The organism is Bacillus tequilensis KCTC 13622, from assembly GCF_000507145.1.
In the GTDB taxonomy this organism is placed as follows: Bacteria; Bacillota; Bacilli; order Bacillales; family Bacillaceae; genus Bacillus; species Bacillus tequilensis.
Genome location: NZ_AYTO01000032.1, coordinates 36,777 through 63,239 on the forward strand (window position 1 = coordinate 36,777; position 26,463 = coordinate 63,239).

The window sequence follows — 26,463 nt, forward strand, 5'->3', positions numbered from 1 at the left end:
TCTGCGGAGTTGTTCTATCTGAATATTTAAACAGGATCGCATAATTGCTCCAATTGTATAATAAAAATCCAATCGTTACCACTGTTTTAAAACGACGTTTTTTTGCCCCAACAGCTCTTTTAAGCGATATAACACCTGATGATCCGCATGGATATGAAACGACTCAGGAAGCTTAATCGTCTGTTTTTGTCTTTCATAATAGAGATAAACGCCGGTTTCCCCTTTATGCTCCAGCAAAATGCGCTTAATCTTTGCCAGGATCTCCTGACTGTGCTGACTGCTTTCTATTTTTATATAAACCGACGGCACTTTCTCTGCATCCATATTTTCTAATAATTCTGCCCGGGACATGATGAACTGGACCTTATCTTGTCTAACTTCACATTTTCCCGCTGTGAACAAAAGAGCGCCTTCTCTTAAAACGGGAGAAAGCTGTCTGAATTGTTCAGGGAAGACTACGGCTTCCATTTCGCCGGTTTCGTCACTGAGCGTTAAAAACGCCATGTTTTGACCTGTTTTTGTTCGAATCGTTTTGATTTTCGACAGCAGGACTCCAAGTGAAAGCTGCCTTTTGACAGCCTGCCCGGCCTGCAGTATGGGCACTGCTCCGTGTGCTGCCAGCTGTTTTCTGTAGGCAGAGAGCGGATGATTTGAAAAATAAATGCCTAGCGTATCTTTTTCAAACGCAAGTAAATCCACAAGCGGAAGCTCATCAGTCTCGACATACTTCGGCTTAATCGAAAACGATTCATCTAAAAACAATCCCATTTGGTCATCGTCCGCGGCGAATAGCTCAGCGTGTTCTAAAGCAACATCAATGGATGCGAGCAGCGTGGCCCGGTTTTGGCCGAATTCGTCCATCGCACCAGAAAAGATAAGTGCTTCAAGCGTTTTGCGATTTACGCTTTTTGACGGCACGCGAAAGCAGAAATCGAAAAGATCTTCAAATGGTTTTTCTTTTCTCGCTTTATATATATCTTTGACTGCTGAGACGCCTACACTTTTTATCGCGCGGAGGCTGTATCTGACAGATCCGTCTTCAACTGTAAACGGAAAACTGCTTTTGTTCACTGACGGAGGAAGGATACGAATCCCGCTCCCCTTTGCTTCGTAAAGATATTGAGCGATTTTATCCTCATTGCCAATGACGCTTGTCAGCAATCCGCACATAAAATATAACGGATAATGAGCTTTCAAATACGCAAGCTGGCAGCCGATCATGCTGTATGCCACTGCATGGCTTCGGTTAAAGCCATAGTTTGCGAATTTGACGATTAAATCGTAGACTTCATTTGCAGTGTCTACAGAATACTCCTTTTTTAAGCACCCTTCAACAAAATGGCTTCGCTCTTTGTCCAGGATTTCTTTTTTCTTTTTGCTGACCGCCCGTCTCAGCAGGTCCGCCTCGCCTAAAGAAAACCCTGCCATGCGGGAAGCAATCATCATAATTTGTTCCTGATACACAATGACGCCGTATGTATCTTCCAAGATGCTCCTTAAATCTTCATGGGGGTAGTGAACAGGCGCCCGGCCGTGTTTACGGTCGATAAATAACGGAATATGTTCCATCGGGCCTGGCCGGTACAGCGCATTGACCGCCACAATATCCTCCAGACCCGAAGGTTTTAGCCGCTTCAGAACGCTTCTCATCCCTGAAGATTCAAGCTGGAAAATCCCTGTCGTATCCCCTTTTGACAGCAAGGAAAACGTTTTGTCATCATGGTAGGACATGTTTGAAAGATCTATTTTAATATTTTCTTCTTTTTCGATCATTGAAGTGATGGATTCAATCAGTGTCAGGTTTCGCAAGCCTAAGAAATCCATTTTTAAAAGGCCCAGGTCTTCAAGATGGTCCATCGCGTATTGCGTCAAATAGATCCCTTCATGCCCTTCTTGAAGAGGGACAACATCCGTTAACGGTTCTTCACTCAGGACAACGCCCGCTGCGTGGGTTGATGCATGCCTTGGCAGTCCTTCTATTTTTCGGGCAATTGTATAGACTTGCTGTAGCAGGCTTGACTCCTGAAGCCGCTTATCCAGCTGCGGTGACTGCTGTCTCGCTTCATCAAGCGTCATGCCCGGCCTCGAAGGAATGAGTTTTGCAAGCTGATCTGCTTCCTTCGGACTGACGCCGAATACTCTGCCGACATCCCGAAGCGCAGCTTTTGCCGCAAGTGTTCCAAAGGTGATAATCTGCGCGACGTGCATCTCACCGTATTTCTGCTGAACGTACTGAATGACCTCATCCCTTCTTGTATCCGGAAAGTCAATATCAATATCAGGCATGCTGATTCGTTCGGGGTTTAGAAATCGTTCAAACAGCAGGTGATGTTTGATCGGGTCAACATCTGTGATATACAGCACATAAGCCACAAGAGATCCTGCCGCAGACCCCCTTCCCGGTCCTGTCACGATCCCTTTTTCATGGGCGTGCTTCATAAAATCCCATACGATCAGAAAATAATCGCTGAACTTCATGCGCTTGATGACATCGAGCTCATATTGAAGACGGCGAAGGTATCGTTCATCAGGGGTGCCAAAGCGGCTGCGGAGTCCTGCCATACAGATGTCCGTTAAATAATCATCAGCGGACGTTCCGTCTGGAGTCGGGAAAGACGGGAGACGGGTCTGCCCGAGGCTGACGTCAACCCGGCACTGTTCCGCGATCTCAACAGAAGCTTGCAGCGCTTCTGGATGCTCCCGATAAATGTTTTGCATTTCTTCGAGTGGTTTCAAATCAAGATCGGGAAGGTCTTCGGCGGGTGCATCCGTCAGTTTCTCACCTGCTTTAATCGCTTTCAGACAGCGGTAAGCAGCCTTATCTTCTTTCCTGATGTAATGCACATCCCCCGTCGCCGTTACACGAATGCCCGTTTCTTCAGAAAGCCGCAGAATCTGCTCAGACAAAGCTTGATTCCCTTTAAAAGGCTGATAGGAAAAATAAAAGGCACCCTTTCCGAATATAGACTGAAAGTCACGCGCGGTTTGAGCGGCCTGTTCAAACAGCCCTCCTTCAAGAAGCGTTTCAATATATCCTTTTTCACCGGGCGTCAATGCGATAATGCCTTCTCGATAACTGTGAAGCCATTTCGGCTTTAGCCCGCCTTTTGATTTCGATTGCAGGACGCTGCTGATTTTCAGCAGGTTTTGATAACCTGTATTTGATTTGGCCAGCAGAACGAGCGGGTAAGCTTCAAGCTCGTTATCATCTGTGAAAACAGAGGCCGTCAAACCGATTATCGGATTGATCCCTCTCGCCTTGCAGGCTTTATAAAATTGGATAGCTCCGTACATGACATGATCATCTGTCAGCGCCAAAGACGCATATCCGAGCCTGTCAGCTTCACTGACGAGCTCTTCCACAGCCGCGGCGCTGTTTAGCAGGCTGTACCCGCTATGCACTTGCAGGTGAACAAAAGACATGCTATCACCTCTTTCTCTTACGATCCATTTCTTCCTTCATTATAAGGCGGGTTTTCGAAAGAAACAAATGTTCTTTTTTGACTCGTCATCATACTTGTCCTGAAAGCTCAATATGATATAGAAGGTGAGGTGATAAGGATGGATCAGGAAGCAGGATTTATGGTGAACTTTATCAATAGCTATTTCATTGCATTAGGGGTGCTGATCGGAGGGGCGCTCATCGGAGGGCTCGGAGCATATTTGGCAGGCGAAGCCCCGCTTACTGCAATTACAAAGCTTGCGAACCGGTTAAAAATATGGGCGCTTGTTGCGGCTATCGGAGGCACATTTGATGCGGTATACAGCTTTGAACGGGGCATTCTTGAAGGCAATACGAGAGATATCTTTAAGCAGCTTCTTTTGATTATCTCGGCCATGGGCGGCGCGCAAAGCGGCTGGCTCATTATTTCATGGCTGACCCAGGAGCACCTTTCTTCATGAGGGTCCCCCAGCATTACAAAAAACCGGGATGGCAGCGTTTTTTTGCGGGAATGATGTGCGGAGCCGTAATCAGCTGGTTCTTTTTCCTGTTTACTTACGGAACATTCCAAGAGGAGCAGGTCAGCCTCATCGAAAAACAAAAAGAGCACGTAAAAGACTTGAATAATCAAATTTCGATCTACCAAGAAGACCTCCATAAACTGAATGAAGACAATAAAAGAAAACTGCTGATTCAAAGCGTCAGCGTTAAATTGCTGAATGGGGACAAATATAAAATATCGCAGCCGGATAAAACGAAATTTGAGGAGCATGTAAAGGATGATATTTCAGAGGTCATTACAAAAGACATAGAGAGCGTCTATCAAACAAAGGATCTTTTAAAACGGACAATTGAAAATAAAGTCTATGTGATCAATGAAAAAAAATACGAAGCAACCGTCAAGGAATTAACGATTTATACAAGACTGACAGTAGAACTTGAAATATCTTTCGCCGCGTAATTATGGATTTTTTTCTAAATCCTCCAAACTTCTGTCGCTTTTTCCCATTCTTTTTTATAAACTATATGGGAGGCTTAATGGCGAAAGGAAGGAGGAAGGGAAATGGAGGTTTACAGTGACCGTCAGTTAGCAAAAGATCATGCAGCCCGTCTCAGACAAGGTTTTTCTGCCTATGCCGAAACAAACTCACTCGCTTCCCTCATCAAAAAAGAACTTCAATCTCACAATCTCCAAGTCTACGAAGACCTTACTGATTTCGGCTGCTGGTTCATCCCCGTCACAGATGAACACTAAGAGAGAGGGTCTCCCCTCTACTCGTGTTCTTTACATAATGTTTCCAGATCAGCCAAAATTCGATCAGCTTCATCCCAGCTGTAAATAGAGGCGCCTGAAGCAAGCGGATGCCCTCCGCCGTTATATTTCCGGGCAAGTCCGTTAATGACAGGCCCCTTCGAACGGAATCTGACTCTGATTTGATCGTCTTCTTCTACGAAAAACACCCAAGCGCGAATACCCGAGATATTGCCAAGCGTCCCGACAAGCTGTGATGCTTCTGAAGCCGTTGTGCCGAACTGTTCAAGCGTATCCTTTTTGATGAAAACAGAAGCGGCGCCGTTTTCGGACAATGACACATTTTGAAAGATAAAGCCGTTAAGCTTCACCACATTCAGCTTTGTTTCATACAATTGATTAAACAACTCTGAGGAAGAGAATGGATACTCAATGAGCTCGCTTGCATATTTTAATGTTTTTTCCGTTGTATTCGGAAACAAGAAGCGGCCGGTATCTCCGACAATGCCGGCATAAATCAGCTCTGCCGCTTTCGTATTCAGCTTCCAGCCGTGTTCTTTTCCTTCTAAATACAGCTCGTAAATCATTTCACTTACTGAGCTTGCGCTTGTATCGACCCAGAGGAGGTCCCCGTATGGATCTTCGTTCGGATGGTGGTCGATTTTCATCAGTTTGGCGCCTGAAGGATAACGCTGATCATCGATTCTTTCCTGATTCGCCGTATCACAGACAATGACAAGCGCGCCTTCATATGTTTCATTGTCCACCTCATCAAGGGTATATAAGAATGAGAGGGACGGTTCAGGCGTGCCGACCGCGAAAATATTTTTTTCAGGATACGTTTCACGCAGGATTTCCGTAAGTCCGCACTGTGATCCATAGGCATCCGGATCAGGACGCACATGTCTATGTAAGATAATCGTGTCATATAATGATATGGTTCTGATTAATTCTGTTTTCATTTGATACTCCTTTATTGTTTTTATTCATTAAATCACATTCTCTGCCGACGGAAAAGAAAAATAACGTCAAAACCAAGCCCGTTTTTGTATAGAATGGGTTTGTAAACTTTTACGATGGAGGATTTCATTTATGCTGGTTCTTGTTTTTTTGATTGGGCTTTCAGCCTGCTTTTATGTGTACTATAAAGTAAAAGACATACGGGCAAAACAAGCGTTGAAAAAAGAAATCTGTTCAGCAAAATCAAGCATGGCCTTAGGGTCTCTCGTCCTGTTCTACGGGATCAACCAAATGCTATTATTCCATTCAGTATTAACGTTAGTAATCGGCGGTATTTTTATCGTCATAGGAGCAGGAAGCGCTTGGGCAGGTTATAAAGCCTACAGGCATTACAATCCCCTTTACGCCAAAGAAGCTGAAAGAGATCACGCGTAAGGGGCGCCTGAACGTCCCTTAGCTTCTTTCCATCAGCTGAACCATCAGCATCGCTTTAGACACGATATGGCCTTGGCTGTGCACCTCAACTTCCATTTTTCCGAACTTTCTGCCGGCCTCCAAAATGCGCGGTTTGACTTCGATGACCGATTCTATTTGAACAGGCTTCAGAAAGAAAATGGTGATGCTTTCGATTACGAGTTCGCCGCGTTTTTTCGAACGCAAAAATCGGTTTGCCGCTTGCGTTAAAATGGTCGTAAACACACCATAAGATATGGTTCCGAGCTGATTTGTCATTTGCGGCGTGACTTCATACTCGTAAACCGTTTGATCCTCTTTATCATTATCCTCATCTTTAAATCCCCTTGAAACGATATCATCAAGCTTCTCCCCGATCTGGGGCTGTTTTTGAATCATTTGCAGAGCTTTTAACACGTCTTGGCGGCTGATCATGCCGATCAGTTTTTGGTGTCCATCAGTGACGGGAAGCACTTCGATCCCTTCCCATACCATCATTTGCGCCGCTGAGGCGACAGATGTTTTCCCAATAACCGTAACGGGATTTTTGGTCATGACCTTTTCGATGGGCGCGTTTCGATCATGGCCGGCAATATCTTTTGGTGTCAGGATGCCGTGGATTTTCATCTGCTCGTCAACAACCGGGTACCTGCCGTGCCCCGTTTCAAAATTTTTCTCATACCATTTTTCAAGTTTATCCTTCGGCGAAAGACATACTGTACGATCCGCGGGCGTTAGAATGTCCTCCACCAGAACAATTTCTTTTTTGATCAGCTGGTCATAAATCGCCCGGTTAATCATTGCGGCGACTGTAAACGTGTCATAGCTCGTGGATAAAATCGGCAGCTCAAGCTCATCTGCCAGCTGCACAATGCTGTCATCCGTGTTGAAGCCCCCGGTCACCAAGACAGCCGCGCCCGCTTCAAGCGCCTGTCTGTGTGCGTTAATTCTGTTTCCGACTATCAAAAGATTCCCCGCTGCCGTATAACGCATCATCGCGTCCAGCTCCATCGCGCCGATGACGAATTTATTCAATGTCTTATGGAGTCCGGCCCGGCCTCCGAGCACCTGTCCGTCTATGACATTTACGACTTCTGCGTATGTAAGCTTTTCAATATTCTCTTTTTTCTTTTGCTCAATCCTGATTGTGCCTACACGTTCAATCGTGCTGACAAATCCTTTATTCTCAGCTTCCTTGATCGCTCTGTATGCGGTCCCTTCGCTTACTTTCATTTCCTTTGCAATTCTTCGCACAGAAATTTTTTCACCGACAGGCAGTGAATCAATATATGTTAAAATTTGTTCATGCTTCGTTGCCAAGCCTTTCACCTCTAAGGACAGTCTTCTGTTTTCATTATAAGGGCTCGGAGGATTCGTACGCAATGAGGCTGGAAAATAAAAAAAGAAGCCTCCCCGGCTTCTTACAGCGCTGATTTCTTTCCAATCAAGCAGCAAGGACCTCGCGACTCCTTTTACCTCGTAAAGTCTTTATTTTTCTTTTAAATAGACATCAACCGCTGTCTTAGCAATATCTCGATTCCCTATTTTAGATAAAACGAATAAAACAGCGAACAGCCAAATTGCTCCTATCGCCGTATAGATCAATGGATAAACCGCTGTGTTTTCGATCCATTCATTTATCAATGTTCTGGCATTTACCAGAATGATAAATCCTCCGACAAGCACACCCATCAATTGCGGGTGAAATTTCTGAACCAGCCATGCTGCGATAGGAGCGGCGATGATTCCGCCGGCCATTAACGAACATACCCATAACCAATTGACATCCTCCCATCCTAATGAAATAAAAAAACCGGCAGTTGCAGATACTGCGATGGCAAATTCACTTGTATCTACTGTCCCCACTACTTTCCTCGGGCTCAAGCCTTTGCGTGATAATAAAATCGGCGTTGTGACAGGTCCCCAGCCGCCTCCGCCTGTGGCATCTGCAAAACCTGCGATCACTCCTAACGGAATGGATTGTTTTCGGCTTAACGGCACGTATTTTTTCTCAAGAGCAGGCTTGTAGTGAAATAAAAATCTAATCAATACATATCCGCCCAGCAGGAGCAAAAACAAAGAAATAAAGGGTTTCGCCACATCTCCCGGTAAGTGGCTGAGAAATGCCGCACCTAAAAAAGCGCCTATTGAACCAGGAATGACAAGCTGATAAACGGTTTGTTTGTCAACATTTCCAAATTTAATATGTGACACTCCCGATGCGGCAGTTGTTACGACTTCCGCTAAATGGACAGAAGCCGAAGCCACAGCAGGTGTGATGCTGAAAGCCAATAACAAAGAAGTTGAGGTCACCCCATAAGCCATTCCTAACGAACCGTCTATTAATTGCGATAACAAGCCTATAAATGCAAAAACAATTAATTTCTTCATCAAAACACCTCAATCAGATATTTTTGGCTCTTCATTCCTGCGTAGATCAATGTAATAGTCTCTTAGCGCCTTCATATAAAAAATAAGAGGCTTTTATAATGGCAGTTTCATCAATTGTAAAGGCCGGGTGATGCCAATCATGATCGCCGCCCGTTCCAAAAAATGCAAATGAGCCGGGTATATGTTCTAGATAGTAAGCGAAATCTTCTCCGGCAGTTGACGGATTGGGATCAATGACTTGAAGCCTTGCTTTATGTGCAGCGTCTCGCACCAGCTCAGTTATTGCCTCATCATTACAAAGCGGCGGCGGTCCGGAATGCCACTTCACATTTGCCTTTAACGAGAAAGCAGAAGAAATCTGCTCTGCGACAGCCAAAAAACGCTGCTGTACTTGATGACGAACCTCTTGATCAAAAGTACGGACAGTGCCCTCGAAAGAAACGGCATCCGGGATGACATTCCATGTGCTTCCGCCATTGATTTTCCCTACGGTGACAATTGCGCTTTTTAGCGGGTTTACATTTCTGCTTACAATCGTTTGCAGGGCAACGATAAGCGAAGAGGCGCCTACAATGGGATCAAAACCATTATGGGGCAATGCTGCATGAGCACCTTTCCCTTGTATCTCTACTTTAAATCGGTCAACAGCAGCCATAAGAGACCCTGTTTTTAACCCTACCGTGCCGACCGGTATATCTGGTTTATTGTGAAGACCAATCACTGCATCAATACCATCCAACTGGCCGTCCTCAATCACTTTGGCAGCGCCGGCACCTGATTCCTCTGCCGGCTGAAATAATAAACGAACTTTCCCTTTCAGGCTGTCTTGATTTTCCTTTAATAAAAAGGCCGCACCCAGAAGGGCTGTCGTATGAAAATCATGCCCGCACGCATGCATGATTCCTTTACGTTTAGATGCATAAGGCAAGCCTGTTTTTTCTTCAATTGGCAAGGCATCGATATCAGCCCTCAAAGCAATCGACGGACCCTCTGACTCTCCTGCTATGTCTGCGAATACTCCCGTTTTCAGTGAAGTAGGGCGAATCTGTATCCCCTTTTCTGTCAGGCATTTTTTTATAAAATCCGTTGTTTCAAATTCTTCCTTTGACAGTTCAGGATATTGGTGCAGGTGGCGGCGAATGCCGATGAGCTGTTTTTCCAGCGTTGTAGAATATTCTTCATTTTCGTTCTGAAATGGATATGCGCCTTCTATATTTCTCCAATAATCCAAAGACATGTTTCCCGCTCCTTTCCCTATCCCAATCTATTTTCTCCCGGCTCTTCAATATAAGCAGCAACAAACCGGCTCAACTTTTCAGTAAGACCGCCCGCCCCAAATTTGATATACTTGCTGGAAGTTTTTTGATCGCCTTCTTTTAAAAAGCTTAAAAAAGATAAAATATAAATGCGCCTGTAGGCAATTTGCGTAATTCCATACTCGAAAAACCAATTGTCAATGACATTGTATACACCTCGGTTGATGCCATACAGATCGTTACATTTCTTGTAAAAATAGAGATCCGGAAGATTCAATTCCTGATGGGAAATCAGGTTTTCTTTTTTGTTTTTTGTCGTCATTCCAATCAGCTCAAAGCGTTTTGCCGCGCATGAAATATCTTTTGTAATTTGCTTTTTTAAAGACTCCAAAGAATCAAACCTTCTTTCTTCTCTCATTTTAAAGAGAATGCTGCATTCGATCTTTTCTCCATAAATGTCTCTATGAAAGTCAAACAAAAAAATCTCCAATGTTTTTTTAAGGTGAGAGCCGACGGTCGGTTTCACTCCGATATTCATCACCCCTAAATAAAATTGATGATCGACTAACACCAGACCGCCATAAACCCCATCTTGCAGCCCATTCAATTTCGCTGCTACATTTGCCGTGGGGAATCCAAGCTTTCTGCCTAATTGTTTGCCTTTCACAACCGTACCTGCAATGATCGTCAAAAAAGTCATCCTCCCTTCCGTTTTGATCAAACGGTACCTAATTTGATGAATGTAACACGGTCTGATGCAGCGGAATGCCAAGACCGAGGTTTTCCCGCAACGTCCCGCCGTGATAATCTTGATGATAAAGCTCTCGTTCTTGCAGAATCGGAATCACTTTTTCTACAAAAGCATCAAGTGTTCCCGGTATATCCGACCCGATGATAAACCCATCAGCCGCCTCAGCTTTGAACCAAGTCTCAATTAAAGATGCGACATGCTCTGGTGTGCCCATGAATAAAGACCGCGGAAAAGCCGTTTCCTGCGCTACCTCCCGCAATGTCAAATTTCTGGCTTTTGCTTCTCTCTTAATCCGGTCCGTTGTGCTTTGAAACGCATTCTTTCCGACATCGCCAATATCGGGAAACGGTTCATCCAGCGGGTATACACTCAGATCGTAATCATCAAAAAAACGAGCCAAATAGGTAACAGCATTGTCAATCGGAATCAATTCTGCAAATTCACGGTACTTCTCTTCTGCCTCTTCTTCTGTATCTGCCACAATCGGGCTGATTCCCGGAAATATCCGCACACTGGAAGGATCGCGTCCTTCGGCAGCAGCTCGCCTTTTCACATCCGCATAAAACGCTTTTGTCTCTTCTAGTGAATTGGAATGGGTAAAAATCGCATCCGCATTTTTGGCGGCAAACTGCCGGCCTGTTTCTGATGAACCCGCTTGAAACACTACAGGCTCTCCCTGTTTAGAACGCCCGATATTCAAGGGCCCCTCTACTTGAAAATACTTTCCTTTGTGATTCAGGCGATGAAGCTTCTCCGGTTCAAAAAATTGCCCTGTTTTCTTATTGTGTATAAATGCGTCATGCTCCCAGGAATTCCACAGCCCGCGCACAACATCCAAATGCTCCTGCGCGATTTCGTAACGCTCAGTGTGTTCAGGCAGATTGGACTTACTATGATTGCGCGCCGCCCCTTCCTGCGGCGAAGTAACCAGATTCCAGCCGGCCCTGCCCCCGCTGATATGGTCCAGCGACATTAATTGTCTGGAGATGGTGAATGGCTCAGTAAAAGATGTAGAGAACGTCCCTACTAAACCAATATTTTTGGTAACCGACGCAAGCGCCGATAATATCGTCACAGGCTCAAACCGGTTTAAAAAATGGGGAATTGATTTTTCAGAAATAAATAAACCGTCCGCAATGAAAATAAAACTGAACAACCCCTTTTCCGCTGTTTGCGCTTTTTGTTTGTAGAATTCAATATTCGTACTTGCCCCGGGATCCACATCGGGATGGCGCCAGCCGTCAGTCGTTCCCCCGACACCGTGAATTATGGCTCCAAACTGAATAAAATCAGAACGTGTCATCTTTTTGCCTCCTTTATCTGTGCATACTCGGCAAGTGCACGGCCAAGGTGTTCAATCCCGATTTCAGTAATCCCCTGATACTGATTGCCGCTCCCGATTTCGACCACAGGCACATGGCGTATCCCATATTTCGCCTGCAGAATATCACGCAGCTCTTCTTTCTCCGACACATCGATATTTTGGAACGCTATCCCTTTTTCATTTAAGTAGTTCTTGACTTCTTCACAATATGAACAGCCTTTTTTACTCCAAACCACAATGTTCATCACGTCACTCATGCTTCCATCCCCCTTTAACGTTTGGCGGCTAAAACCGCATCGCTCAGCAGCTGGTAAGACAGCTGTTTTTCGCCAGCATGTTTCATCGGTGTAAAAATAACAAAATCATTGATGCCGTATGTGTCGGATAAACGGTTTAACTCATCTGCAGCCTCTTCCTTCGTTCCAGCAATCACCCCGGTTTTTTGCACAATGATGTCATAGGGCTGGCTGACGTTTTCAAGATAGGCCTCAGCCTGTAGACGGGAGCCGACGTTGACTCTCCGCCCGTCTTGTAAAACCACCTTTATCGTTTCACGCGACACAATATGTTTTTCCGCTTCTTCTTTCGTATGTGCCGCAAAAACAGCGGGAGCAAGGTGGAATTCAGCATCAGATCCTGGAGGCAGATGCGCGTCAAAGGCTTGGCGTGCTCCTTTCAGCACTTCCTCTTCACCGTTGATAAAGTAAGCAAAGACAAAAGAGATTCCAAGTTTGGCAGCCGAAATGGCACTCTCCGCGCTTCCTCCCAGCAGAAAAATCCCAGGCTGCTGGTCAACCCGCGGAGCAGGACGCAGTGCCGCGTAGCGGTGGGTATTAGGAAAATCATTTCGAATGAAATGAGTAAGTTCCTCCAGTTTGTCATCAAACTGACGCGCCGGTTTTTCAAATTCGGCCTGCAGCGCGTCGGTTGACAGCTGAAACCCACCGGGCGCTTTGCCCACTCCGAGAGCTATACGGCCGGGCGCTAATGCCGACAGAAGATGAAACTGCTCCGCCACTTTGTAGGGGCTGTAATGCTGCAGCATCACTCCGCCTGATGCTAAATGAATGTTCTTTGTACTTGCGGCAAGATAACCTAAAAGAACCTCTGGCGCAGATCCTGCGATTTCTTCATTATTGTGATGTTCAGCCACCCAAAACCGGTGATATCCATACTCTTCAGCCATCTGTGCCAATTTCACCGTTTGCTGCAGTGTATCAGCCGCTGTCTCTCCTTCACCAATCAAACTTTGATCTAAAATACTTAAGCGGATCATATCACCGGCTCCTTTATGAATTCTTTTGGTTCATATAAATATTCCGGCGAAACGCGGCGGAGAAACTGTCTCGTTCTTTCTTTTTTGGTATAGCGGAAGACTTCTTCCGGGGTGCCCTGTTCAACTATGACTCCTTCATCCATAAAAACAACTTGATCAGAGACCCTTTTTGCGAATTCCATTTCATGTGTAACAACAATCATGGTGGCACCGGTTTTTACAATCTCCAGCATCACTTCCAGAACTTCGCCGACCAGCTCCGGATCAAGCGCAGCCGTCGGCTCATCAAACAGCAGCACATCCGGATGGATGGCAAGCGCCCTCGCTATTCCGACTCTCTGTTTTTGTCCACCCGATAACTGACTGGGATAAACATTTAATTTGTCTTGAAGCCCGACCTTTATCAGTTCATTCTCTGCTACGGCATATGCGTCTTGCTTTCTCATTTTCCTGGCGATCGTCAAGCCTTCCATGACATTTTCAATCACCGTTTTGTGAGCAAACAGATGATATTGCTGGAACACCATTGCGGTCTGTTTTCTAAGCCAGTAAATATCTTTTTTGGACGGATAGCTGCAATTAATGACTTTGTCTTGTAAAGAAATAACCCCTTCGTCTGGCCGTTCTAATAAGTTCAAGCAGCGTAAAAAGGTGGTTTTCCCTGATCCGCTCGGCCCGATAATGGTCACAACCTCTCCCTTGCGTACTGTGAGATTTATCCCTTTTAATACATGGTGGATGCCAAACTGTTTATGGATATTTTTAATCTCAATCATCATGTGCCTCCTTGAAATTTGGCTGTTCTTTTCTCGAGGATCCCGCTAACGGTTTCGATCATAAGAGTCAGAATCCAATAAATCATTGCAGCTCCGATAAAAGCTTCCAGAAAAGCGTAATTATCCGAAGCAACGATGGTCGCCGTCCCTGTTATTTCAGGAACAGCCACAATAGCTGCGATAGAGGTTGTATGCAAAAAGCCGATGCCTAAGTTAGTGAAGTTTGGTATAGAAACCATCAGCGCCTGCGGCAATATCACCCGGCGAAAGGTTTGCCCCGGTGTCAGGCCGACTGAATAAGCCGCTTCTACCTGCCCGGTATCCATCGCCAGAATGCCCGATCGGATGATCTCTGTCAGATAAGCTCCGGCAGTTAAAGACAAAGCCATTATGACAAACACGGCAACCGGTATTTCATTGGCGGACCAGCCGATATGAAAAAAGCTGCTGATTTGATCTGCAATCGGCGGTATCCCTAAATAAATCAGCATGATATGAAGAATTGCAGGTGTACTTCGAAAGAATGACACATAAAACCTTGAGCAAGCCACCAACCACTTTATTCTAAAGATTCTGACCATTATATTTACAAGAGCCACGAGAAATCCAAACACGAACGGCAAAACAGCCATTATCAATGTCAGCGGAATGGTCTTTATCATTTCTTTCATGGCGGAAGCAATAAACGGAAAGTCAAATGGCAACCTTCTCCCCCCTCATCCCTAAAATTACGTCAATGTATGTTCATGTCAAAAACGGTAACAAGTCTTGTTTGATTTTTTTTGATACGTTTTTCGGCTACTCTAAAAAACCATTCGAATAAAACCGCTACGGCATAATAAACAACGGATAATGCAATGTACACTTCAAGAGAATGATTGCTCGAAGTGATCAGGGTTTGACCTCTTCCGGACATATCCATGACACCTATTGAAAAAGCAAGAGACGTGTCTTTTAAAGAACTGATCACCATGTTTCCCATATTCGGAAAAGCCTGCACAAGCGCCTGGGGCAGAACGATGCGCCTGAAGGCTTGGCTTCCGCTAAGGCCGATACTGTACGCCGCTTCCGTTTGGCCTTTATCTACACTGCCCACCCCACCTCGAATGATTTCAGCGGCTGCAGCAGCGTTGCTTAACGCGTAAGTTGCAACAGCAGCATAAAACGGGTCCATTTTTGATGTATCTATCCCGATAAGCCCAGTGAGCGCCGGAATTCCATAAAACACGATGAAAAGCTGCACCATAATGGGCGTTCCTCTGAAAAACGAGATATACACTTTTGCCAATTGACTCACAATTGGAATGTTGTAAATCCGGGGCAGGGCCAAAAGAAGCCCCAAAATATAACCGAAAAGCAACGACAGCGCCAGAATTTCTAATGTAACTGGCAAATAACTGATTAGCGTTGGCACAAAATCTGTAATCATGTTGATATCAAACGCTTTTTCCATCACTGCTCCCTCTCTTTTTCCTTAATACTGCTCCTTGGAATAGTCGTCACCAAGCCATTTTAAGCTGAGATTTTTCAGTGTTCCGTCATCAATGATTTCCTGTAAGGCTTTATCAATATCGTCACTTAACGTTTGTTCATTTTTGTTAAACATAAAATACACTTTGGCATTCGAAAGCACGTCACCGACCGTTTTTTCTTTAATGGCACTCGTCTTGTTTTGAAAGTCTACTGCAAAAGGCGTTGAAATCGTGGCGTCGGCACGCCCTGATTTCAGCTGATTCGCAGTCTCATTCGCGCCTTGTCCCTCATAGGCAATCTCAAATGGGCGTCCATTTTCCTCATTCCATTTTTTCAGTACAAGCGCCCCGTTGGAGGTTGCGCTCGTAATCACCCGTTTCCCTTTTAAATCTTCAATTCCGTTAATCGTATCGTTATCTTGAAGCACGGTTATTTTAAGAGGAAAATGATTGTAGGCTACCTTATTGAACAGAAATTTTTTCTCACGCTCTTGGCTTTTCTCCATTTGGTGTGCCACAATATCGACTTTATGCTGTCCAAGGCTGACAAGCAGGTTGGAAAATTCCATTGTTTTAAACGTGAATTTATAATTTGGCAAACGTTTATCAAGTTCTTTGATCAATTCGACATCATAACCCGTTAACTCGCCTTTATCATCGATAAAGCATATATTCGGAAATTGAGTTCCAGTCCCAACCGTGATTGTCTGTACCTTCTTTTGCTCAGCCCCTGTCGTTTGATTGCCCGCGCTGCAAGCCGACAGAACCGTCATAAGTGAACATAATATTGTCATGAATGCTGCCTTTGTTCTCATCTCATCGCCCCATTTATTGTTCAAAGCTTGATTTTGAATAATCTGCACCAAGCCATTTTCGGCTTAGTTTTTTTAATGTCCCGTTTTTCTCCAGCTTTTTAATCGCTTGATCCGTGTCGTCGGCCAAGGTTTGGCTCCCTTTATTGAACATAAAGTACACCTCGGTATCCAATAACACATCGCCGACTGTCTTTTGGCGGAAGGCGTGCGTTTTATTCTGAAAATCAACGGCAAACGGTGTTGCTATTGTTGCATCGGCACGACCGGTTTCAATTTGGTTTGCAGTGTCATTGCTTCCCTGTCCTGCGTATTTCAGATGAATCGGATTGCCGTGCGTTTTGTTGTAATTCGTTATATATTCGGCCGCATTTGATGTGGCGCCGACAATGACGGTTTTTCCATGCAAATCTTCTAATGTATGAATCTTGTTATGATCCTCTCTCACCGTGATGTACATTGGCGAATAGTTATAAGGCACTTTATGATATAAAAAACGCTTTTCTCGTTCTTTATTTTTGGCCATATTGTGCGCGATCACATCAATTTTTTTATTACTGAGGCTCGTCAGCAGATTTGCGAAATCCATCGTTTTAAATTCAAATGTATATTGCGGCAATTCTTTATCGATGGCTTTCATCACTTCAATGTCATAACCGGTCAAATCGCCTTTTTTATTTAAAAATGCAATATTCGGAAAATCCGTTCCAGTACCGACTATGACTGTTTGAACCTGACGATCTGTTTTACTTATTGATGAACTGCACCCGTCAAGCAACACAAACACTGACAGCAGCAAAACCAGTCCCATTCGCTTATTCATAGGCTGCCTCACATTACGCCCAGCTGGGCACACCTAAAAGCGCCGGGTCAAATCGTTCCGGAATCAAAACCTTATGCATCATCACACCTATGTCTCCGTCTTTTTCCTGCTCAAAATACACTTCATACCCTCTCCTTCTGTACATGTCGGCAAGCCAAGGGTGTTTGCGTGCAGAAGTGCCGAGCGTCAGCGCAGGCGCCTTCAGCATATCGCGAAGCAGATTTTCTTCAACGTGCGTCAGAAGCTTACTTCCTGCGCCTTGCCCTTTATAGTCCGGCAGCGTGGCAAACCACCAAACAAATGGATATTTTGAAGGCGGCTTCTCACTCTCCCATGGAAATCTGATGGTAATCGTTGAAATCAGCTTCCCATCCCGCTCCAGCACGATTGCTGAATGATTTTCAATATTTTCTGACACCATCTGGATATCTGCCCTCGTGGAAGGCCAATCAATATCCATCTGCCGAACTGGCAAAAAAGCGCTGTTTACCAGATTCAACAACTCCGGTGCATCTTCAACAGTTGCCAATCGAAAAATATCCTCACTCATTTCCGGCACTCTCCTTCATAAAATACATAATTCCTATTTGTTTACTAAGCTTTTATTGTTTATACTATAAAGCATACTTTTATCTTTGACTAATCAAAAAAAGTAAACCTTCACTTCAGTAATTTTAATGATGAAAAACAGGGGGGAGCACAGTGGAGTTTCGCTCAATTAAAACGTTTCACACGATTGTCAAATTCGGAAGCTTCTATAAAGCTGCGGAAATACTGAACTACTCGCAGCCGACGATATCCATGCGTATGAAGCAATTAGAGCAGGATTTAGGCGTGCAGCTGTTTGAAAGGGGAAAAAACCTGCAGCTGACAAAAGCGGGGAAACTTTTTTATGAACGAACAGGAGATCTTTTGACTCAATACGAGGTGCTTAAACACAACCTCTCCGACTTAAAGGAAGAGGAGGCAGGCATTATTAACATAGGAATTTCAGAGCCGACTGCCAGTTTGATATTCCCTGATATTTTAAAGGAGTTCTTAAAGGCTTATCCGAAGATAACCGTTAATGTCAACGTTGATGACGCTAATACGTGCAGTCAAAAGCTCTTAGACGGAACGATTGATTTTGCAGTCTGCGGCGAGCCGGAATTGATTCTTGAAAACTTCTATCTTCCCATTTTTTATGACACATTAAATGTGATTGTATCTGATCGACATCCTCTCGCTCAGAAGAAAGCGGTTCATTTATCTGATTTAGAAGGAGAATGTTTTATATTTACGCCCGCCAATTGCCCCATTCGCATCCAAATGGAACAGCATTTACATAAAGCACTCGGCAATCGTTACAAAAAAATGGAGCTCACAAGCAGCATGGCACATGAATATTACGTACGGGAAAACATCGGGATTTCAATCTTTACTAGTACCGCACATTCTAAACCGCTTAGCGGCACTACTGTTATTCCTATTTTGAATCTGGATATTTCTCCGCCTTTAGGGCTGTTAACAAATCGAAAAGCAGATCATTTTGACCCCGCAACGAAAGACTTAATCGATCGGCTGACCAAACATTTTCATCAGCGCAGTAAAGAATTAAGAAGAGATCCGGAAGAAAAACCTCACAAAGCAATCACGGGATAATAAGGTACTGTCACTGACTTATCCGTACGTTTTTTCAAAACAAAAAACATCTCCTGATGAATCAGGAGATGTTTTCACACATTTAAAGCTCGATCGTCTCACCGGCCGCCATGACTTTACCGACTCCGCCCGGCAGGCTGTCAGCGAATGCCTCAGGGTCTTGTTCGATCACCGGAAAAGTATTGTAATGCACCGGCACGACCTGTTTTGCTCGCAGCCATTCAGCAGCAAGCTTGGCGTCTTCAGGCCCCATTGTAAAGTTATCGCCAATCGGCAGGAAAGCAAGATCAATATGATTCAATTCGCCAATCAGCTTCATGTCAGAAAATAGAGCCGTATCGCCTGCGTGGAAAATCGTTTTATCTTCGACAGTCAGCAAAATACCGGCTGGCATACCTGTGTACGTAATCGTTTTGTTTTCTTCATCTGTGACGGCTGACCCGTGAAAGGCTTGTGTGAGCTTCACTTTTCCAAAATCGAACTGGCGGGAGCCGCCGATATGCATGGGATGAACATTCAAGCCTTTCCAGCCTAAGTACACGGCGAGCTCGTTCGGAGCTACAACCAGCGCGTTGTTTTGCTTGGCAATTTGCTCAGTGTCGCCGACATGGTCATTGTGGCCGTGCGTCAATAAGATGACGTCTGCTTTTACATCCTCCGGCTTTATATCTGCTAATGAATTCCCTGTTAAAAACGGATCAAAAATAATATGATGGTCCTTCGTTTGCACTGTGATTACAGAATGTCCGTGATATGTCACTTTCATTATTTTCACCTCGTCACGCGATTTTGATTTGTTATTTTCCCTTTTTAAAAAGCTGAAAAACTTATGTTGTTTGATTCTTATTAATGACATTGAGGCCTCCGGTAGCTTCAATGACAGTCCCTGTCACAAGGTCTGAGTTCTCCTCACACAAGAAAGCGATAATCCGGGCGATATCCTCACCTGTACCGGATCTTCCTATCGGCGTTTTTTCTTTGCCGATTCGCCTTCTGGCATCTTCTATCGACGCTTCCTTCATGTCGCCGACAATGTCCCCCGGGCAAACCATGTTCGCGGTTATGCCGAATTCGGCTTCTTCGATGGCAATGGTCTTCGTCAAAGAAGCCAAACCCACTTTTGCAGCGCCAAACGCCGACCGATGAAGCCAGCCTGGTGCGTGCGCCGCACCTTGGAATCCGTACGTGATGATTCGTCCGAATTGCTGTTTTCTCATCATTGGAATTACCGCTTTGAACAAATGAAAGACGGCGCTTAAATTTCCTTCAAGCATGCCGTACCATTCATCATCCGTATAATCGGCTAACTTTTTACGTTCAAATATGTACGGTCCCGCGTTGTTAATTAAAAAGTCGATCCTTCCAAAGCGGTTAAAGGCAGCCTCTGCCATACGCAGCAGATCTTCTTTTTTGGTGACATCACCTTTTACAAATTGCAGCCGGTCAAGACAATCAGGACAGGCCTCCTTCAGGCGGCTGACAGCCTCCTCGTCCTGCCTGTAATTGACTGTTACTGAATACCCTTTTCTAAGCAACGTCTCAGTCACTTTACGGCCTAAACCCTTCGAACCGGCAGTAATTAAAGCATGTCGCACATGAATACCTCCCAAGCAACGTCGCCGCTTTCAATAAAGTGTTTCTTCTTCTACTTTACTATAAAAGCCCTGCAATATCACTTTTTACACTTTGGCATACAAAAAAGCTGCCTGTATAGACAGCTTATTCTGCAGAAGATGAAGGCTCTTGTTCATGCATATCGACATAACCGCTTTGATATGCTTCTGAAATGAGCCTTGTCGTCTCCTGGCTTTCTTGTTCATCATAAATATAGCGTTCCGGTTCTTTTTTCATCATTCTGCCTCCCATCATTATAGAGATAGGTTGGCTATCATGACTGGATTTTATGAAGGAAATTTTAACAAACTCCGGCTGCTACGCAGGCTTTCGCTTTTTCAAGTGCCTGCCCCACCTGTTTGAATCCGGTGCCTCCGGCGCTCATTCTTTTTTCAACTGCATGGTAAGGATCTAAGACCGTGTAAATGTCTTCTTCGAAAAGCGTACTCGCCTGCTGAAAATCGCCAAATGGCATATCGCTTAAATAGATCCCTTTTTCAATGCATGTGTACACAAGTTTTCCAACCACTTCATGCGCTTCTCTGAACGGCATTCCTTTTTTCGCTAAATAATCGGCCAGTTCCGTCGCATTTGAAAAGTCTTGTTTCGTCGCTTGCTTCATGACGTCTTTGTTTACAGTCATCGTTTGGATCATGCCTGTGAAGATTTGAAGGCTTCCCTCAACCGTTTTCACCGTGTCAAACATGCCTTCTTTGTCTTCTTGAAGGTCTTTGTTGTAAGCGAGCGGAAGGCCTTTCATAATCGTAAACAGCCCCATCATATCGCCGTAAACGCGTCCCGTTTTTCCACGGATCAGCTCTGCCATATCAGGGTTTTTCTTTTGCGGCATCATGCTGCTTCCCGTTGCATACGTATCGTCAAGCTCGATGAATTTAAACTCCTGAGAGCACCAGAGAATAATTTCTTCGGAGAAGCGGGATAGGTGCATCATCAGCATACTGCTGTTGCTTAAAAACTCCAAAATGAAATCTCTGTCGCTGACGCCGTCCAGACTATTTTCATAAATGGAATCAAAGCCAAGCAAATCCGCTAAATAATCACGGTCGATTGGGAAGGTTGTTCCCGCGAGCGCGCCGCACCCAAGCGGAGATTTATTAATCCGCTTCATTGAATCCTGAAAGCGCTCCTTGTCTCGCTCAAGCATCCAAAAATATGCGAGCAGATGGTGAGCAAATGAAATCGGCTGGGCCCGCTGCAGATGGGTGTAACCCGGCAGAATCGTTTCGACATTCGCTTCCGCCTTTTCAATCAGCGCGCTTTGGAATGCCTCAATCAGCTCGATGATGTGGCCGACATGATTTTTTAAGTATAAATGCATGTCAGTCGCCACCTGGTCATTCCGGCTTCTGCCGGTATGCAGCTTGCCGCCGAGAGGGCCGATTTCGTCAATGAGCATTTTTTCAATGTTCAAATGAATATCTTCATAATCGACTGAGAATTCCAAAGCGCCCTCCTCTGCCTTTTGCAGAAGAGCATTCAGTCCCTCACGGATTTTCAGCTCTTCTTCCGCTGTCAGGATACCGCATTTTTTCAGCATGGCAGCATGTGCGAGAGACCCTGTAATGTCTTCAGTGACTAAATGTTGGTCAAATGATATGGACGCGCCGAACTCGTCGACCCACTTTTCCGGTGTCTTTTGAAACCGGCCTCCCCAAAGCTTCTTCATGCTTTTATCTGCTCCTTCTTTTTCACGATGCTGTTCACTTTTGTCGGAAGTCCCCAAAGCTCAATAAATCCGATTGCTGCATGGTGATCAAACGCATCGTCTTTTGTATATGTTGCAAGTTTTTCATCATATAGAGAGTATTCTGATTTACGTCCTTCTACAATTGCATGGCCTTTAAACAGTTTCACGCGGACAATGCCTGTGACATGCTTTTGTGTTTCTTTCAAGAAAGCGTGCAGCGCGTCTTTTAACGGTGAAAACCATAAGCCGTTGTAAATGATTTCTGACATTTTTTGCTCGATGATCGGTTTAAAGTGTGCAACCTCTTTCACCAAAGTTAAATCTTCCAGTTCCTTATGTGCTTTGATGAGTGTCATCGCACCAGGACATTCGTATACTTCCCGGGATTTAATGCCGACAAGGCGATTTTCCACGTGGTCGATTCGTCCGACACCGTGCGCGCCTGCCATTTCATTCAGCTTCAAAATCAGTTCAGAAAGCGAGTAAGCTACGCCGTCAATGGAGACCGGCACACCTTGTTCAAATGCAATTTCAATCACTTCCGGCGTGTCCGGCGTTTTTTCCAGCGGAGCTGTTAAATCGTATGCACCTTCTGGCGGCGCCGCCCATGGATCTTCTAAAATGCCGCACTCATTGGCGCGTCCCCACAGGTTTTGATCGATAGAATACGGGCTGTCAAGATTGATCGGAATCGGAATGCCGCGGCTTGCCGCATATTCAATTTCTTCTTCACGTGACCACTGCCATTCGCGAACCGGCGCGATGACTTCTAGATCAGGATTTAATGATTTAATGGAGACTTCGAAACGAACCTGGTCATTACCTTTCCCTGTGCATCCATGCGCAATCGCCTGCGCTTCTTCTTTTTCCGCGATTTCAACCAGTTTTTTCGCAATCAGCGGCCGGGATAATGCTGAAACGAGCGGATATTTTCCTTCATACATTGTGTGGGCCTGCAAAGAGATTAGCGCGTAGTCCTGTGCAAATTCTTCTTTCGCATCAATCACGTAGGAGTTTGTCGCGCCGACTTCCAGCGCTTTCTGCTGAACAAATGCCAAGTCTTTTCCTTCACCGACATCCAGGCAGCAGGCGATTACATTATATCCTTGCTCCTGAAGCCATTTTATTGCGACGGAAGTATCAAGACCTCCTGAGTATGCTAATACGACTTTTTTCTGTTCTGTCATCATAAAAATCTCCTCTCAACCGTGTATCTTTTTGTATAAAAATAAATTATATTTAATAAAAATACATTTTGTATGTATACACTTTAACAAGTACGTTTCTTTTTTTCAAGCCTTTTATAAAAAAAACTCCACCTAAATTTCCAGGTGAAGTTTCGTAGTATTTATTCATTTACTTGTCTTTTCTGATTTCTCTGACCACATGTGCAAGTTCGGGTATAATCAGCTTATCCATTGCCAGCTTTACCGCGCCGCTTGAGCCCGGCGTTGAGAAAACAGCTGTATGCTGGATGACGCCAGCAACGGCTCTCGACATGATCGCGGCAGAGCCGATATCCTCTGTATAACTCAGCATCCTGAATATTTCACCAAAGCCGGGCAGTTCTTTCGAAAACAGCGGCGTAACGGCTTCGATTGTGACATCCCGATTTGCTATGCCTGTCCCCCCGTTTAAGAGTACCGCGTCTGTCTGTTCATCCATGCATCCCGCAAGCACAGCACGCTGCAGAGCATCCTTTTCATCTTTTATGATTTCATATGCCGCAATGTGATGACCTGCATCTTCTAAAAACGAGATCATCAGCTTGCCGCTTTTATCGGTTTCCTCCGTCCTCGTGTCACTGACTGTGATCACTTTGCACCGAACGGTATCGGGCGCTTCTTGTTTATGTTCTTGAACGCTCATCGATCCACCTCTTTTATTTTTTCTGTCTGTCACTATAATGCATGAACAAAAAAGCACATTCAAGAGAATGTGCTTTCATGCGATTTATTTAGCTAAACGGACAACGTCGCGCGCAATCATGACTTCTTCATCAGTCGGAATGATGATGACTTTAACCGGAGAATGCGGATAGCTGATGAAAGCTTCTTCGCCGCGCACGTTGTTAAGCGCAGGGTCCCAGTATACGCCCATGAATTCTAAGCCGCGAAGGACGCGCTCTCTGACTTCCACACTGTTTTCACCGATACCGGCAGTAAAGATGATCGCGTCTACACCGCTCATTCTCGCAGCGTAAGAACCGATGTATTTGTGGATTCTGCTTGCAAAGACTTCAAGTGCAGTTTCCGCACGCTCATTTCCTTCTTTTGTTGCTTCAACGATGTCACGAAGATCGCTTGAGAAACCGGAGATGCCGAGCAGCCCGCTTTTTTTGTTTAAAGTATTCAATACTTCGTCAGCCGTTTGGCCTGTTTTCTCCATGATGTATGGGATAAGGGCAGGGTCGATGTTTCCGGAGCGTGTACCCATTGCCACACCGGCAAGCGGTGTAAAGCCCATAGATGTATCAATCGATTTTCCGCCTTCAACAGCGGCAATACTCGCGCCGTTTCCAAGATGGCAGGAAATCAGGCGTAAGTCTTTTAACGGACGGCCGAGAAGCTCTGCCGCGCGCTCAGTCACATACTTATGTGAAGTGCCATGGAAGCCGTATTTACGGATGCCGAATTTTTCATAGTATTCATACGGCAGGCTGTACAGGTAAGACTGTTCAGGCATTGTTTGGTGGAATGCCGTATCAAAAACAGCTACCGCAGGAACATTTGGAAGCACTTCTTTGAACGCTTTAATTCCAACTATATTGGCCGGGTTGTGAAGCGGTGCCAATTCAGCAATATCTTCAATTTCATTAATCGTTTCATCCGTTAATAAAACAGAATCGCTGAATTTTTCCCCGCCGTGCACGACACGGTGGCCGATTCCGTCAATTTCGTTCAAATCTTTAATAATGCCGAATTCCGTTAACTTGTTCAGCAGCATTTTAACAGCTACCGCATGATCCGGAATATCAGTTACTTCTGTATTTTTTTCGCCGTTTACAGAAATCGTGAAGACGCTGTCAGCGATACCAATTCGTTCAACTAAACCCTTCGTTAAAACGGTTTCTGAAGGCATTTCGAAAAGCTGAAATTTCAAAGACGAGCTTCCTGCGTTAATTGCAATAATTTTGGACATGATTGACGCTCCTTTATACTCTGTATCAACAACTTCGTTTTTCGTACTTTTTTCCCGGTAAATGTCTTCCTCTTCTCCGAAAAATATCTGACTTTTCCATTTAAACATTGTCATGTCGGCATTTCAAGTCGAACTTACGTATTGATAACGCTTACAATAAGAAGTCGTTATTTTCAGACATATCACCTATCGTTTTCGTATTGACGAACGCTTACATGTTGCGGTTATTCTTTCTGTATTTTGTGTTTCAGAGCCGTATTCAATTCGTCGGTCCGCTCTTTGCGCGCACAATAAAAAAACAGCTTAAGCATCCATCTTCTGACGGCTGCCTAAGCTGCTATTGGACCCTATTTTTCTTTTTTAAACCACTCATCCAATTGAGCCATCATATCGAGCATCGCCTTCTGATTGGAGAAAGACGGAAGATTCGCAAGCAGAATTTGGCTCGGCGCTTTCGTCTCCTCTCCTTTTTTCTGAAGCACAAGGATGCTTTTGGCATGAGCCTCGTCTTTAAAAATGGATTTTGGCAGCTGCAACAGGGCGTTGATATGAACCTTTTCTTTGAAAAACTGTTTCAGCTTGTCGCTTTGGGAGCTTTCAAACAAATGATTCGGGATCATAAAAAATAAGTAGCCGCCCGCTTTGGTATGCTTGACGCTCTGTTCAATAAACAGATGATGGGCGAAGGAATGGCCTTCGTCCGCTTTGAGCTCAAACGCTTCTGCTCCTTCATCATTCGGATAATAGCCGACCGGCAAATCGCATATGACCGTGTCCACTGGATCGATAAACAGCGGCTCAAGGCTGTCCTGATGGAAAAGCTCAAGTTCCTTTTTAAAAAGGTTCGCTTGGGCATACGCGATCTTCAAGAGCACGTCATCAATTTCAATCCCATAGCTGTTCGCCGTTTTTTCAGACAGCTGATTCAGCACGGTGAACAGAAGGTTCCCCGTTCCGACAGCCGGATCAAGAACCGTCAGTTCCTTTTTGTCCGCCATAAACTTATTCACCAAATAACTGATGAAGAGCCCGATCGTGTCCGGCGTCATTTGTCTGTTCGGATGAGATATATCTTTCAGTCCTTTTAGGACGGCAAGCTGAAAAGCTTTGCGCACCCACTCGCTCTCATACGTGCCGAATTCCGCTTTTTCAAGCAGCACCTGAAGCTGTTTGTTTTTCTCATCAGAAAGTTTCAGCTGATCCGTTTTTTCAAGAAAATACATTTCTCCCGCTTCAGCCAGTGCCTCTATATATGAAATTTGCCATTCATTCTTTATGATGATCGCGGCTTCGTTTAACAGCTCATAAACCGCGCCTATATGGTCTTTTTGCATCTTGTATTCCTCCTTGCCATGAAAAAAGCTCCGGCGG

28 protein-coding genes are annotated in these 26,463 nt (G+C 44.8%); 5 read left to right on the top strand and 23 right to left on the bottom strand.

From position 1 onward, the window contains the following. Positions 1 to 75 precede the first annotated feature (75 nt). Positions 76 to 3,423: a DNA polymerase III subunit alpha gene (gene dnaE, locus V756_RS0110180; RefSeq protein ID WP_024714573.1), complete on the bottom strand. Its 3,348-nt coding sequence runs from the start codon at positions 3,421 to 3,423 to the stop codon at positions 76 to 78. 138 nt (positions 3,424 to 3,561) lie between these two features. Here dnaE and ytrH point away from each other — a divergent pair, with 138 nt between their 5' ends. The 3 genes from ytrH to V756_RS0110195 all read left to right on the top strand — a co-directional run bounded on the left by ytrH (position 3,562) and on the right by V756_RS0110195 (position 4,697). Further along, positions 3,562 to 3,903 carry a sporulation membrane protein YtrH gene (gene ytrH / locus V756_RS0110185; protein ID WP_003223537.1) on the top strand — a complete coding sequence of 114 codons (342 nt, stop codon included), beginning with the start codon at positions 3,562 to 3,564 and terminating at the stop codon, positions 3,901 to 3,903. After that, positions 3,900 to 4,403 (top strand): sporulation membrane protein YtrI, encoded by a 504-nt coding sequence (ytrI, locus tag V756_RS0110190; protein WP_024714574.1) that lies wholly within the window; start codon positions 3,900 to 3,902, stop codon positions 4,401 to 4,403. Before ytrH ends, ytrI begins: the two co-directional genes overlap by 4 nt. A gap of 102 nt (positions 4,404 to 4,505) precedes the next feature. After that, positions 4,506 to 4,697, top strand: a complete 192-nt coding sequence (locus V756_RS0110195) for a YtzJ family protein (RefSeq protein ID WP_024714575.1) — start codon at positions 4,506 to 4,508, stop codon at positions 4,695 to 4,697. A 17-nt stretch (positions 4,698 to 4,714) separates the two neighbouring features. Here V756_RS0110195 and nrnA read toward each other — a convergent pair whose 3' ends face one another. After that, positions 4,715 to 5,656, bottom strand: coding sequence for a bifunctional oligoribonuclease/PAP phosphatase NrnA (gene nrnA, locus V756_RS0110200; protein WP_024714576.1), 942 nt, complete (start codon positions 5,654 to 5,656; stop codon positions 4,715 to 4,717). A 130-nt stretch (positions 5,657 to 5,786) separates the two neighbouring features. Here nrnA and V756_RS0110205 point away from each other — a divergent pair, with 130 nt between their 5' ends. Beyond that, positions 5,787 to 6,089 (top strand): YtpI family protein, encoded by a 303-nt coding sequence (locus V756_RS0110205; RefSeq protein ID WP_024714577.1) that lies wholly within the window; start codon positions 5,787 to 5,789, stop codon positions 6,087 to 6,089. Positions 6,090 to 6,107: 18 nt separating this feature from the next. Here the strand turns inward: V756_RS0110205 and V756_RS0110210 are convergent, their stop codons facing one another. From V756_RS0110210 to V756_RS0110270, 13 genes are all read right to left on the bottom strand, one after another. Next, positions 6,108 to 7,427 carry a CBS domain-containing protein gene (locus V756_RS0110210; RefSeq protein ID WP_024714578.1) on the bottom strand — a complete coding sequence of 440 codons (1,320 nt, stop codon included), beginning with the start codon at positions 7,425 to 7,427 and terminating at the stop codon, positions 6,108 to 6,110. Between the two features lie 168 nt (positions 7,428 to 7,595). After that, complete coding sequence (locus tag V756_RS0110215; RefSeq protein WP_024714579.1) at positions 7,596 to 8,498, bottom strand: sulfite exporter TauE/SafE family protein; 903 nt, start codon at positions 8,496 to 8,498, stop codon at positions 7,596 to 7,598. A gap of 46 nt (positions 8,499 to 8,544) precedes the next feature. Next, on the bottom strand, positions 8,545 to 9,735 hold the full coding sequence (locus V756_RS01000000122240; RefSeq protein ID WP_032682078.1) for a M20 peptidase aminoacylase family protein: 1,191 nt from the start codon (positions 9,733 to 9,735) through the stop codon (positions 8,545 to 8,547). Between the two features lie 17 nt (positions 9,736 to 9,752). Beyond that, positions 9,753 to 10,445, bottom strand: a complete 693-nt coding sequence (ribR, locus tag V756_RS0110225; protein ID WP_024714580.1) for an RNA-binding riboflavin kinase RibR — start codon at positions 10,443 to 10,445, stop codon at positions 9,753 to 9,755. Between the two features lie 37 nt (positions 10,446 to 10,482). Beyond that, positions 10,483 to 11,808 carry an LLM class flavin-dependent oxidoreductase gene (locus V756_RS0110230; RefSeq protein WP_024714581.1) on the bottom strand — a complete coding sequence of 442 codons (1,326 nt, stop codon included), beginning with the start codon at positions 11,806 to 11,808 and terminating at the stop codon, positions 10,483 to 10,485. Next, the gene (locus V756_RS0110235; RefSeq protein WP_024714582.1) at positions 11,805 to 12,086 is read right to left on the bottom strand and encodes a glutaredoxin family protein; all 282 of its coding nucleotides are present in this window, start codon (positions 12,084 to 12,086) and stop codon (positions 11,805 to 11,807) included. The genes V756_RS0110230 and V756_RS0110235 overlap by 4 nt, the downstream gene beginning before the upstream one ends. 14 nt (positions 12,087 to 12,100) lie before the next feature. After that, complete coding sequence (locus tag V756_RS0110240; RefSeq protein WP_024714583.1) at positions 12,101 to 13,105, bottom strand: LLM class flavin-dependent oxidoreductase; 1,005 nt, start codon at positions 13,103 to 13,105, stop codon at positions 12,101 to 12,103. Beyond that, positions 13,102 to 13,881: a sulfur-containing amino-acid ABC transporter ATP-binding protein TcyN gene (gene tcyN, locus V756_RS0110245; protein ID WP_024714584.1), complete on the bottom strand. Its 780-nt coding sequence runs from the start codon at positions 13,879 to 13,881 to the stop codon at positions 13,102 to 13,104. The genes V756_RS0110240 and tcyN overlap by 4 nt, the downstream gene beginning before the upstream one ends. Continuing rightward, positions 13,881 to 14,585, bottom strand: a complete 705-nt coding sequence (locus V756_RS0110250; protein WP_024714585.1) for an amino acid ABC transporter permease — start codon at positions 14,583 to 14,585, stop codon at positions 13,881 to 13,883. The genes tcyN and V756_RS0110250 overlap by 1 nt, the downstream gene beginning before the upstream one ends. Positions 14,586 to 14,614: 29 nt before the next feature. Then, positions 14,615 to 15,334 (bottom strand): sulfur-containing amino acid ABC transporter permease TcyL, encoded by a 720-nt coding sequence (gene tcyL / locus V756_RS0110255; RefSeq protein WP_024714586.1) that lies wholly within the window; start codon positions 15,332 to 15,334, stop codon positions 14,615 to 14,617. Between the two features lie 21 nt (positions 15,335 to 15,355). Then, on the bottom strand, positions 15,356 to 16,168 hold the full coding sequence (locus V756_RS0110260) for an amino acid ABC transporter substrate-binding protein (RefSeq protein WP_024714587.1): 813 nt from the start codon (positions 16,166 to 16,168) through the stop codon (positions 15,356 to 15,358). A 13-nt stretch (positions 16,169 to 16,181) separates the two neighbouring features. Beyond that, positions 16,182 to 16,988 (bottom strand): amino acid ABC transporter substrate-binding protein, encoded by an 807-nt coding sequence (locus V756_RS0110265; RefSeq protein ID WP_024714588.1) that lies wholly within the window; start codon positions 16,986 to 16,988, stop codon positions 16,182 to 16,184. Between the two features lie 13 nt (positions 16,989 to 17,001). Next, entirely contained in the window at positions 17,002 to 17,538 is a 537-nt protein-coding gene (locus V756_RS0110270) for a GNAT family N-acetyltransferase (RefSeq protein ID WP_024714589.1), read from the bottom strand. 152 nt (positions 17,539 to 17,690) lie between these two features. Between V756_RS0110270 and V756_RS0110275 the strand changes: the two genes are divergently transcribed. Beyond that, the gene (locus V756_RS0110275) at positions 17,691 to 18,629 is read left to right on the top strand and encodes a LysR family transcriptional regulator (protein ID WP_024714590.1); all 939 of its coding nucleotides are present in this window, start codon (positions 17,691 to 17,693) and stop codon (positions 18,627 to 18,629) included. Between the two features lie 82 nt (positions 18,630 to 18,711). Here V756_RS0110275 and V756_RS0110280 read toward each other — a convergent pair whose 3' ends face one another. The 8 genes from V756_RS0110280 to V756_RS0110315 all read right to left on the bottom strand — a co-directional run bounded on the left by V756_RS0110280 (position 18,712) and on the right by V756_RS0110315 (position 26,426). Beyond that, entirely contained in the window at positions 18,712 to 19,395 is a 684-nt protein-coding gene (locus V756_RS0110280; RefSeq protein WP_024714591.1) for a metal-dependent hydrolase, read from the bottom strand. A 61-nt stretch (positions 19,396 to 19,456) separates the two neighbouring features. Then, positions 19,457 to 20,224, bottom strand: a complete 768-nt coding sequence (locus V756_RS0110285) for an SDR family oxidoreductase (protein WP_024714592.1) — start codon at positions 20,222 to 20,224, stop codon at positions 19,457 to 19,459. Positions 20,225 to 20,348: 124 nt separating this feature from the next. After that, positions 20,349 to 20,480 carry a hypothetical protein gene (locus tag V756_RS1000000124400; protein ID WP_032682079.1) on the bottom strand — a complete coding sequence of 44 codons (132 nt, stop codon included), beginning with the start codon at positions 20,478 to 20,480 and terminating at the stop codon, positions 20,349 to 20,351. A 64-nt stretch (positions 20,481 to 20,544) separates the two neighbouring features. Further along, complete coding sequence (gene argH, locus V756_RS0110295) at positions 20,545 to 21,930, bottom strand: argininosuccinate lyase (protein WP_024714593.1); 1,386 nt, start codon at positions 21,928 to 21,930, stop codon at positions 20,545 to 20,547. Beyond that, complete coding sequence (locus tag V756_RS0110300) at positions 21,927 to 23,138, bottom strand: argininosuccinate synthase (protein WP_024714594.1); 1,212 nt, start codon at positions 23,136 to 23,138, stop codon at positions 21,927 to 21,929. Before V756_RS0110300 ends, argH begins: the two co-directional genes overlap by 4 nt. A gap of 169 nt (positions 23,139 to 23,307) precedes the next feature. After that, positions 23,308 to 23,820 (bottom strand): MogA/MoaB family molybdenum cofactor biosynthesis protein, encoded by a 513-nt coding sequence (locus tag V756_RS0110305; RefSeq protein WP_024714595.1) that lies wholly within the window; start codon positions 23,818 to 23,820, stop codon positions 23,308 to 23,310. Between the two features lie 84 nt (positions 23,821 to 23,904). After that, complete coding sequence (locus V756_RS0110310) at positions 23,905 to 25,092, bottom strand: acetate kinase (RefSeq protein ID WP_024714596.1); 1,188 nt, start codon at positions 25,090 to 25,092, stop codon at positions 23,905 to 23,907. A gap of 347 nt (positions 25,093 to 25,439) precedes the next feature. Then, complete coding sequence (locus V756_RS0110315) at positions 25,440 to 26,426, bottom strand: class I SAM-dependent methyltransferase (RefSeq protein ID WP_024714597.1); 987 nt, start codon at positions 26,424 to 26,426, stop codon at positions 25,440 to 25,442. Between the last annotated feature and the right edge of the window lie 37 nt (positions 26,427 to 26,463).

Bases quoted from the DNA above. Each gene is read 5' to 3' on its own strand.
- dnaE (WP_024714573.1), bottom strand. From the start codon at position 3,423: ATGTCTTTTGTTCACCTGCAAGTGCATAGCGGGTACAGCCTGCTAAAC.
- ytrH (WP_003223537.1), top strand. From the start codon at position 3,562: ATGGATCAGGAAGCAGGATTTATGGTGAACTTTATCAATAGCTATTTC.
- ytrI (WP_024714574.1), top strand. From the start codon at position 3,900: ATGAGGGTCCCCCAGCATTACAAAAAACCGGGATGGCAGCGTTTTTTT.
- V756_RS0110195 (WP_024714575.1), top strand. From the start codon at position 4,506: ATGGAGGTTTACAGTGACCGTCAGTTAGCAAAAGATCATGCAGCCCGT.
- nrnA (WP_024714576.1), bottom strand. From the start codon at position 5,656: ATGAAAACAGAATTAATCAGAACCATATCATTATATGACACGATTATC.
- V756_RS0110205 (WP_024714577.1), top strand. From the start codon at position 5,787: ATGCTGGTTCTTGTTTTTTTGATTGGGCTTTCAGCCTGCTTTTATGTG.
- V756_RS0110215 (WP_024714579.1), bottom strand. From the start codon at position 8,498: ATGAAGAAATTAATTGTTTTTGCATTTATAGGCTTGTTATCGCAATTA.
- V756_RS01000000122240 (WP_032682078.1), bottom strand. From the start codon at position 9,735: ATGTCTTTGGATTATTGGAGAAATATAGAAGGCGCATATCCATTTCAG.
- V756_RS0110230 (WP_024714581.1), bottom strand. From the start codon at position 11,808: ATGACACGTTCTGATTTTATTCAGTTTGGAGCCATAATTCACGGTGTC.
- V756_RS0110235 (WP_024714582.1), bottom strand. From the start codon at position 12,086: ATGAGTGACGTGATGAACATTGTGGTTTGGAGTAAAAAAGGCTGTTCA.
- V756_RS0110240 (WP_024714583.1), bottom strand. From the start codon at position 13,105: ATGATCCGCTTAAGTATTTTAGATCAAAGTTTGATTGGTGAAGGAGAG.
- tcyN (WP_024714584.1), bottom strand. From the start codon at position 13,881: ATGATTGAGATTAAAAATATCCATAAACAGTTTGGCATCCACCATGTA.
- tcyL (WP_024714586.1), bottom strand. From the start codon at position 15,334: ATGGAAAAAGCGTTTGATATCAACATGATTACAGATTTTGTGCCAACG.
- V756_RS0110260 (WP_024714587.1), bottom strand. From the start codon at position 16,168: ATGAGAACAAAGGCAGCATTCATGACAATATTATGTTCACTTATGACG.
- V756_RS0110265 (WP_024714588.1), bottom strand. From the start codon at position 16,988: ATGAATAAGCGAATGGGACTGGTTTTGCTGCTGTCAGTGTTTGTGTTG.
- V756_RS0110270 (WP_024714589.1), bottom strand. From the start codon at position 17,538: ATGAGTGAGGATATTTTTCGATTGGCAACTGTTGAAGATGCACCGGAG.
- V756_RS0110280 (WP_024714591.1), bottom strand. From the start codon at position 19,395: ATGAAAGTGACATATCACGGACATTCTGTAATCACAGTGCAAACGAAG.
- V756_RS1000000124400 (WP_032682079.1), bottom strand. From the start codon at position 20,480: ATGAAAAAAGAACCGGAACGCTATATTTATGATGAACAAGAAAGCCAG.
- argH (WP_024714593.1), bottom strand. From the start codon at position 21,930: ATGAAGAAGCTTTGGGGAGGCCGGTTTCAAAAGACACCGGAAAAGTGG.
- V756_RS0110300 (WP_024714594.1), bottom strand. From the start codon at position 23,138: ATGACAGAACAGAAAAAAGTCGTATTAGCATACTCAGGAGGTCTTGAT.
- V756_RS0110305 (WP_024714595.1), bottom strand. From the start codon at position 23,820: ATGAGCGTTCAAGAACATAAACAAGAAGCGCCCGATACCGTTCGGTGC.
- V756_RS0110310 (WP_024714596.1), bottom strand. From the start codon at position 25,092: ATGTCCAAAATTATTGCAATTAACGCAGGAAGCTCGTCTTTGAAATTT.
- V756_RS0110315 (WP_024714597.1), bottom strand. From the start codon at position 26,426: ATGCAAAAAGACCATATAGGCGCGGTTTATGAGCTGTTAAACGAAGCC.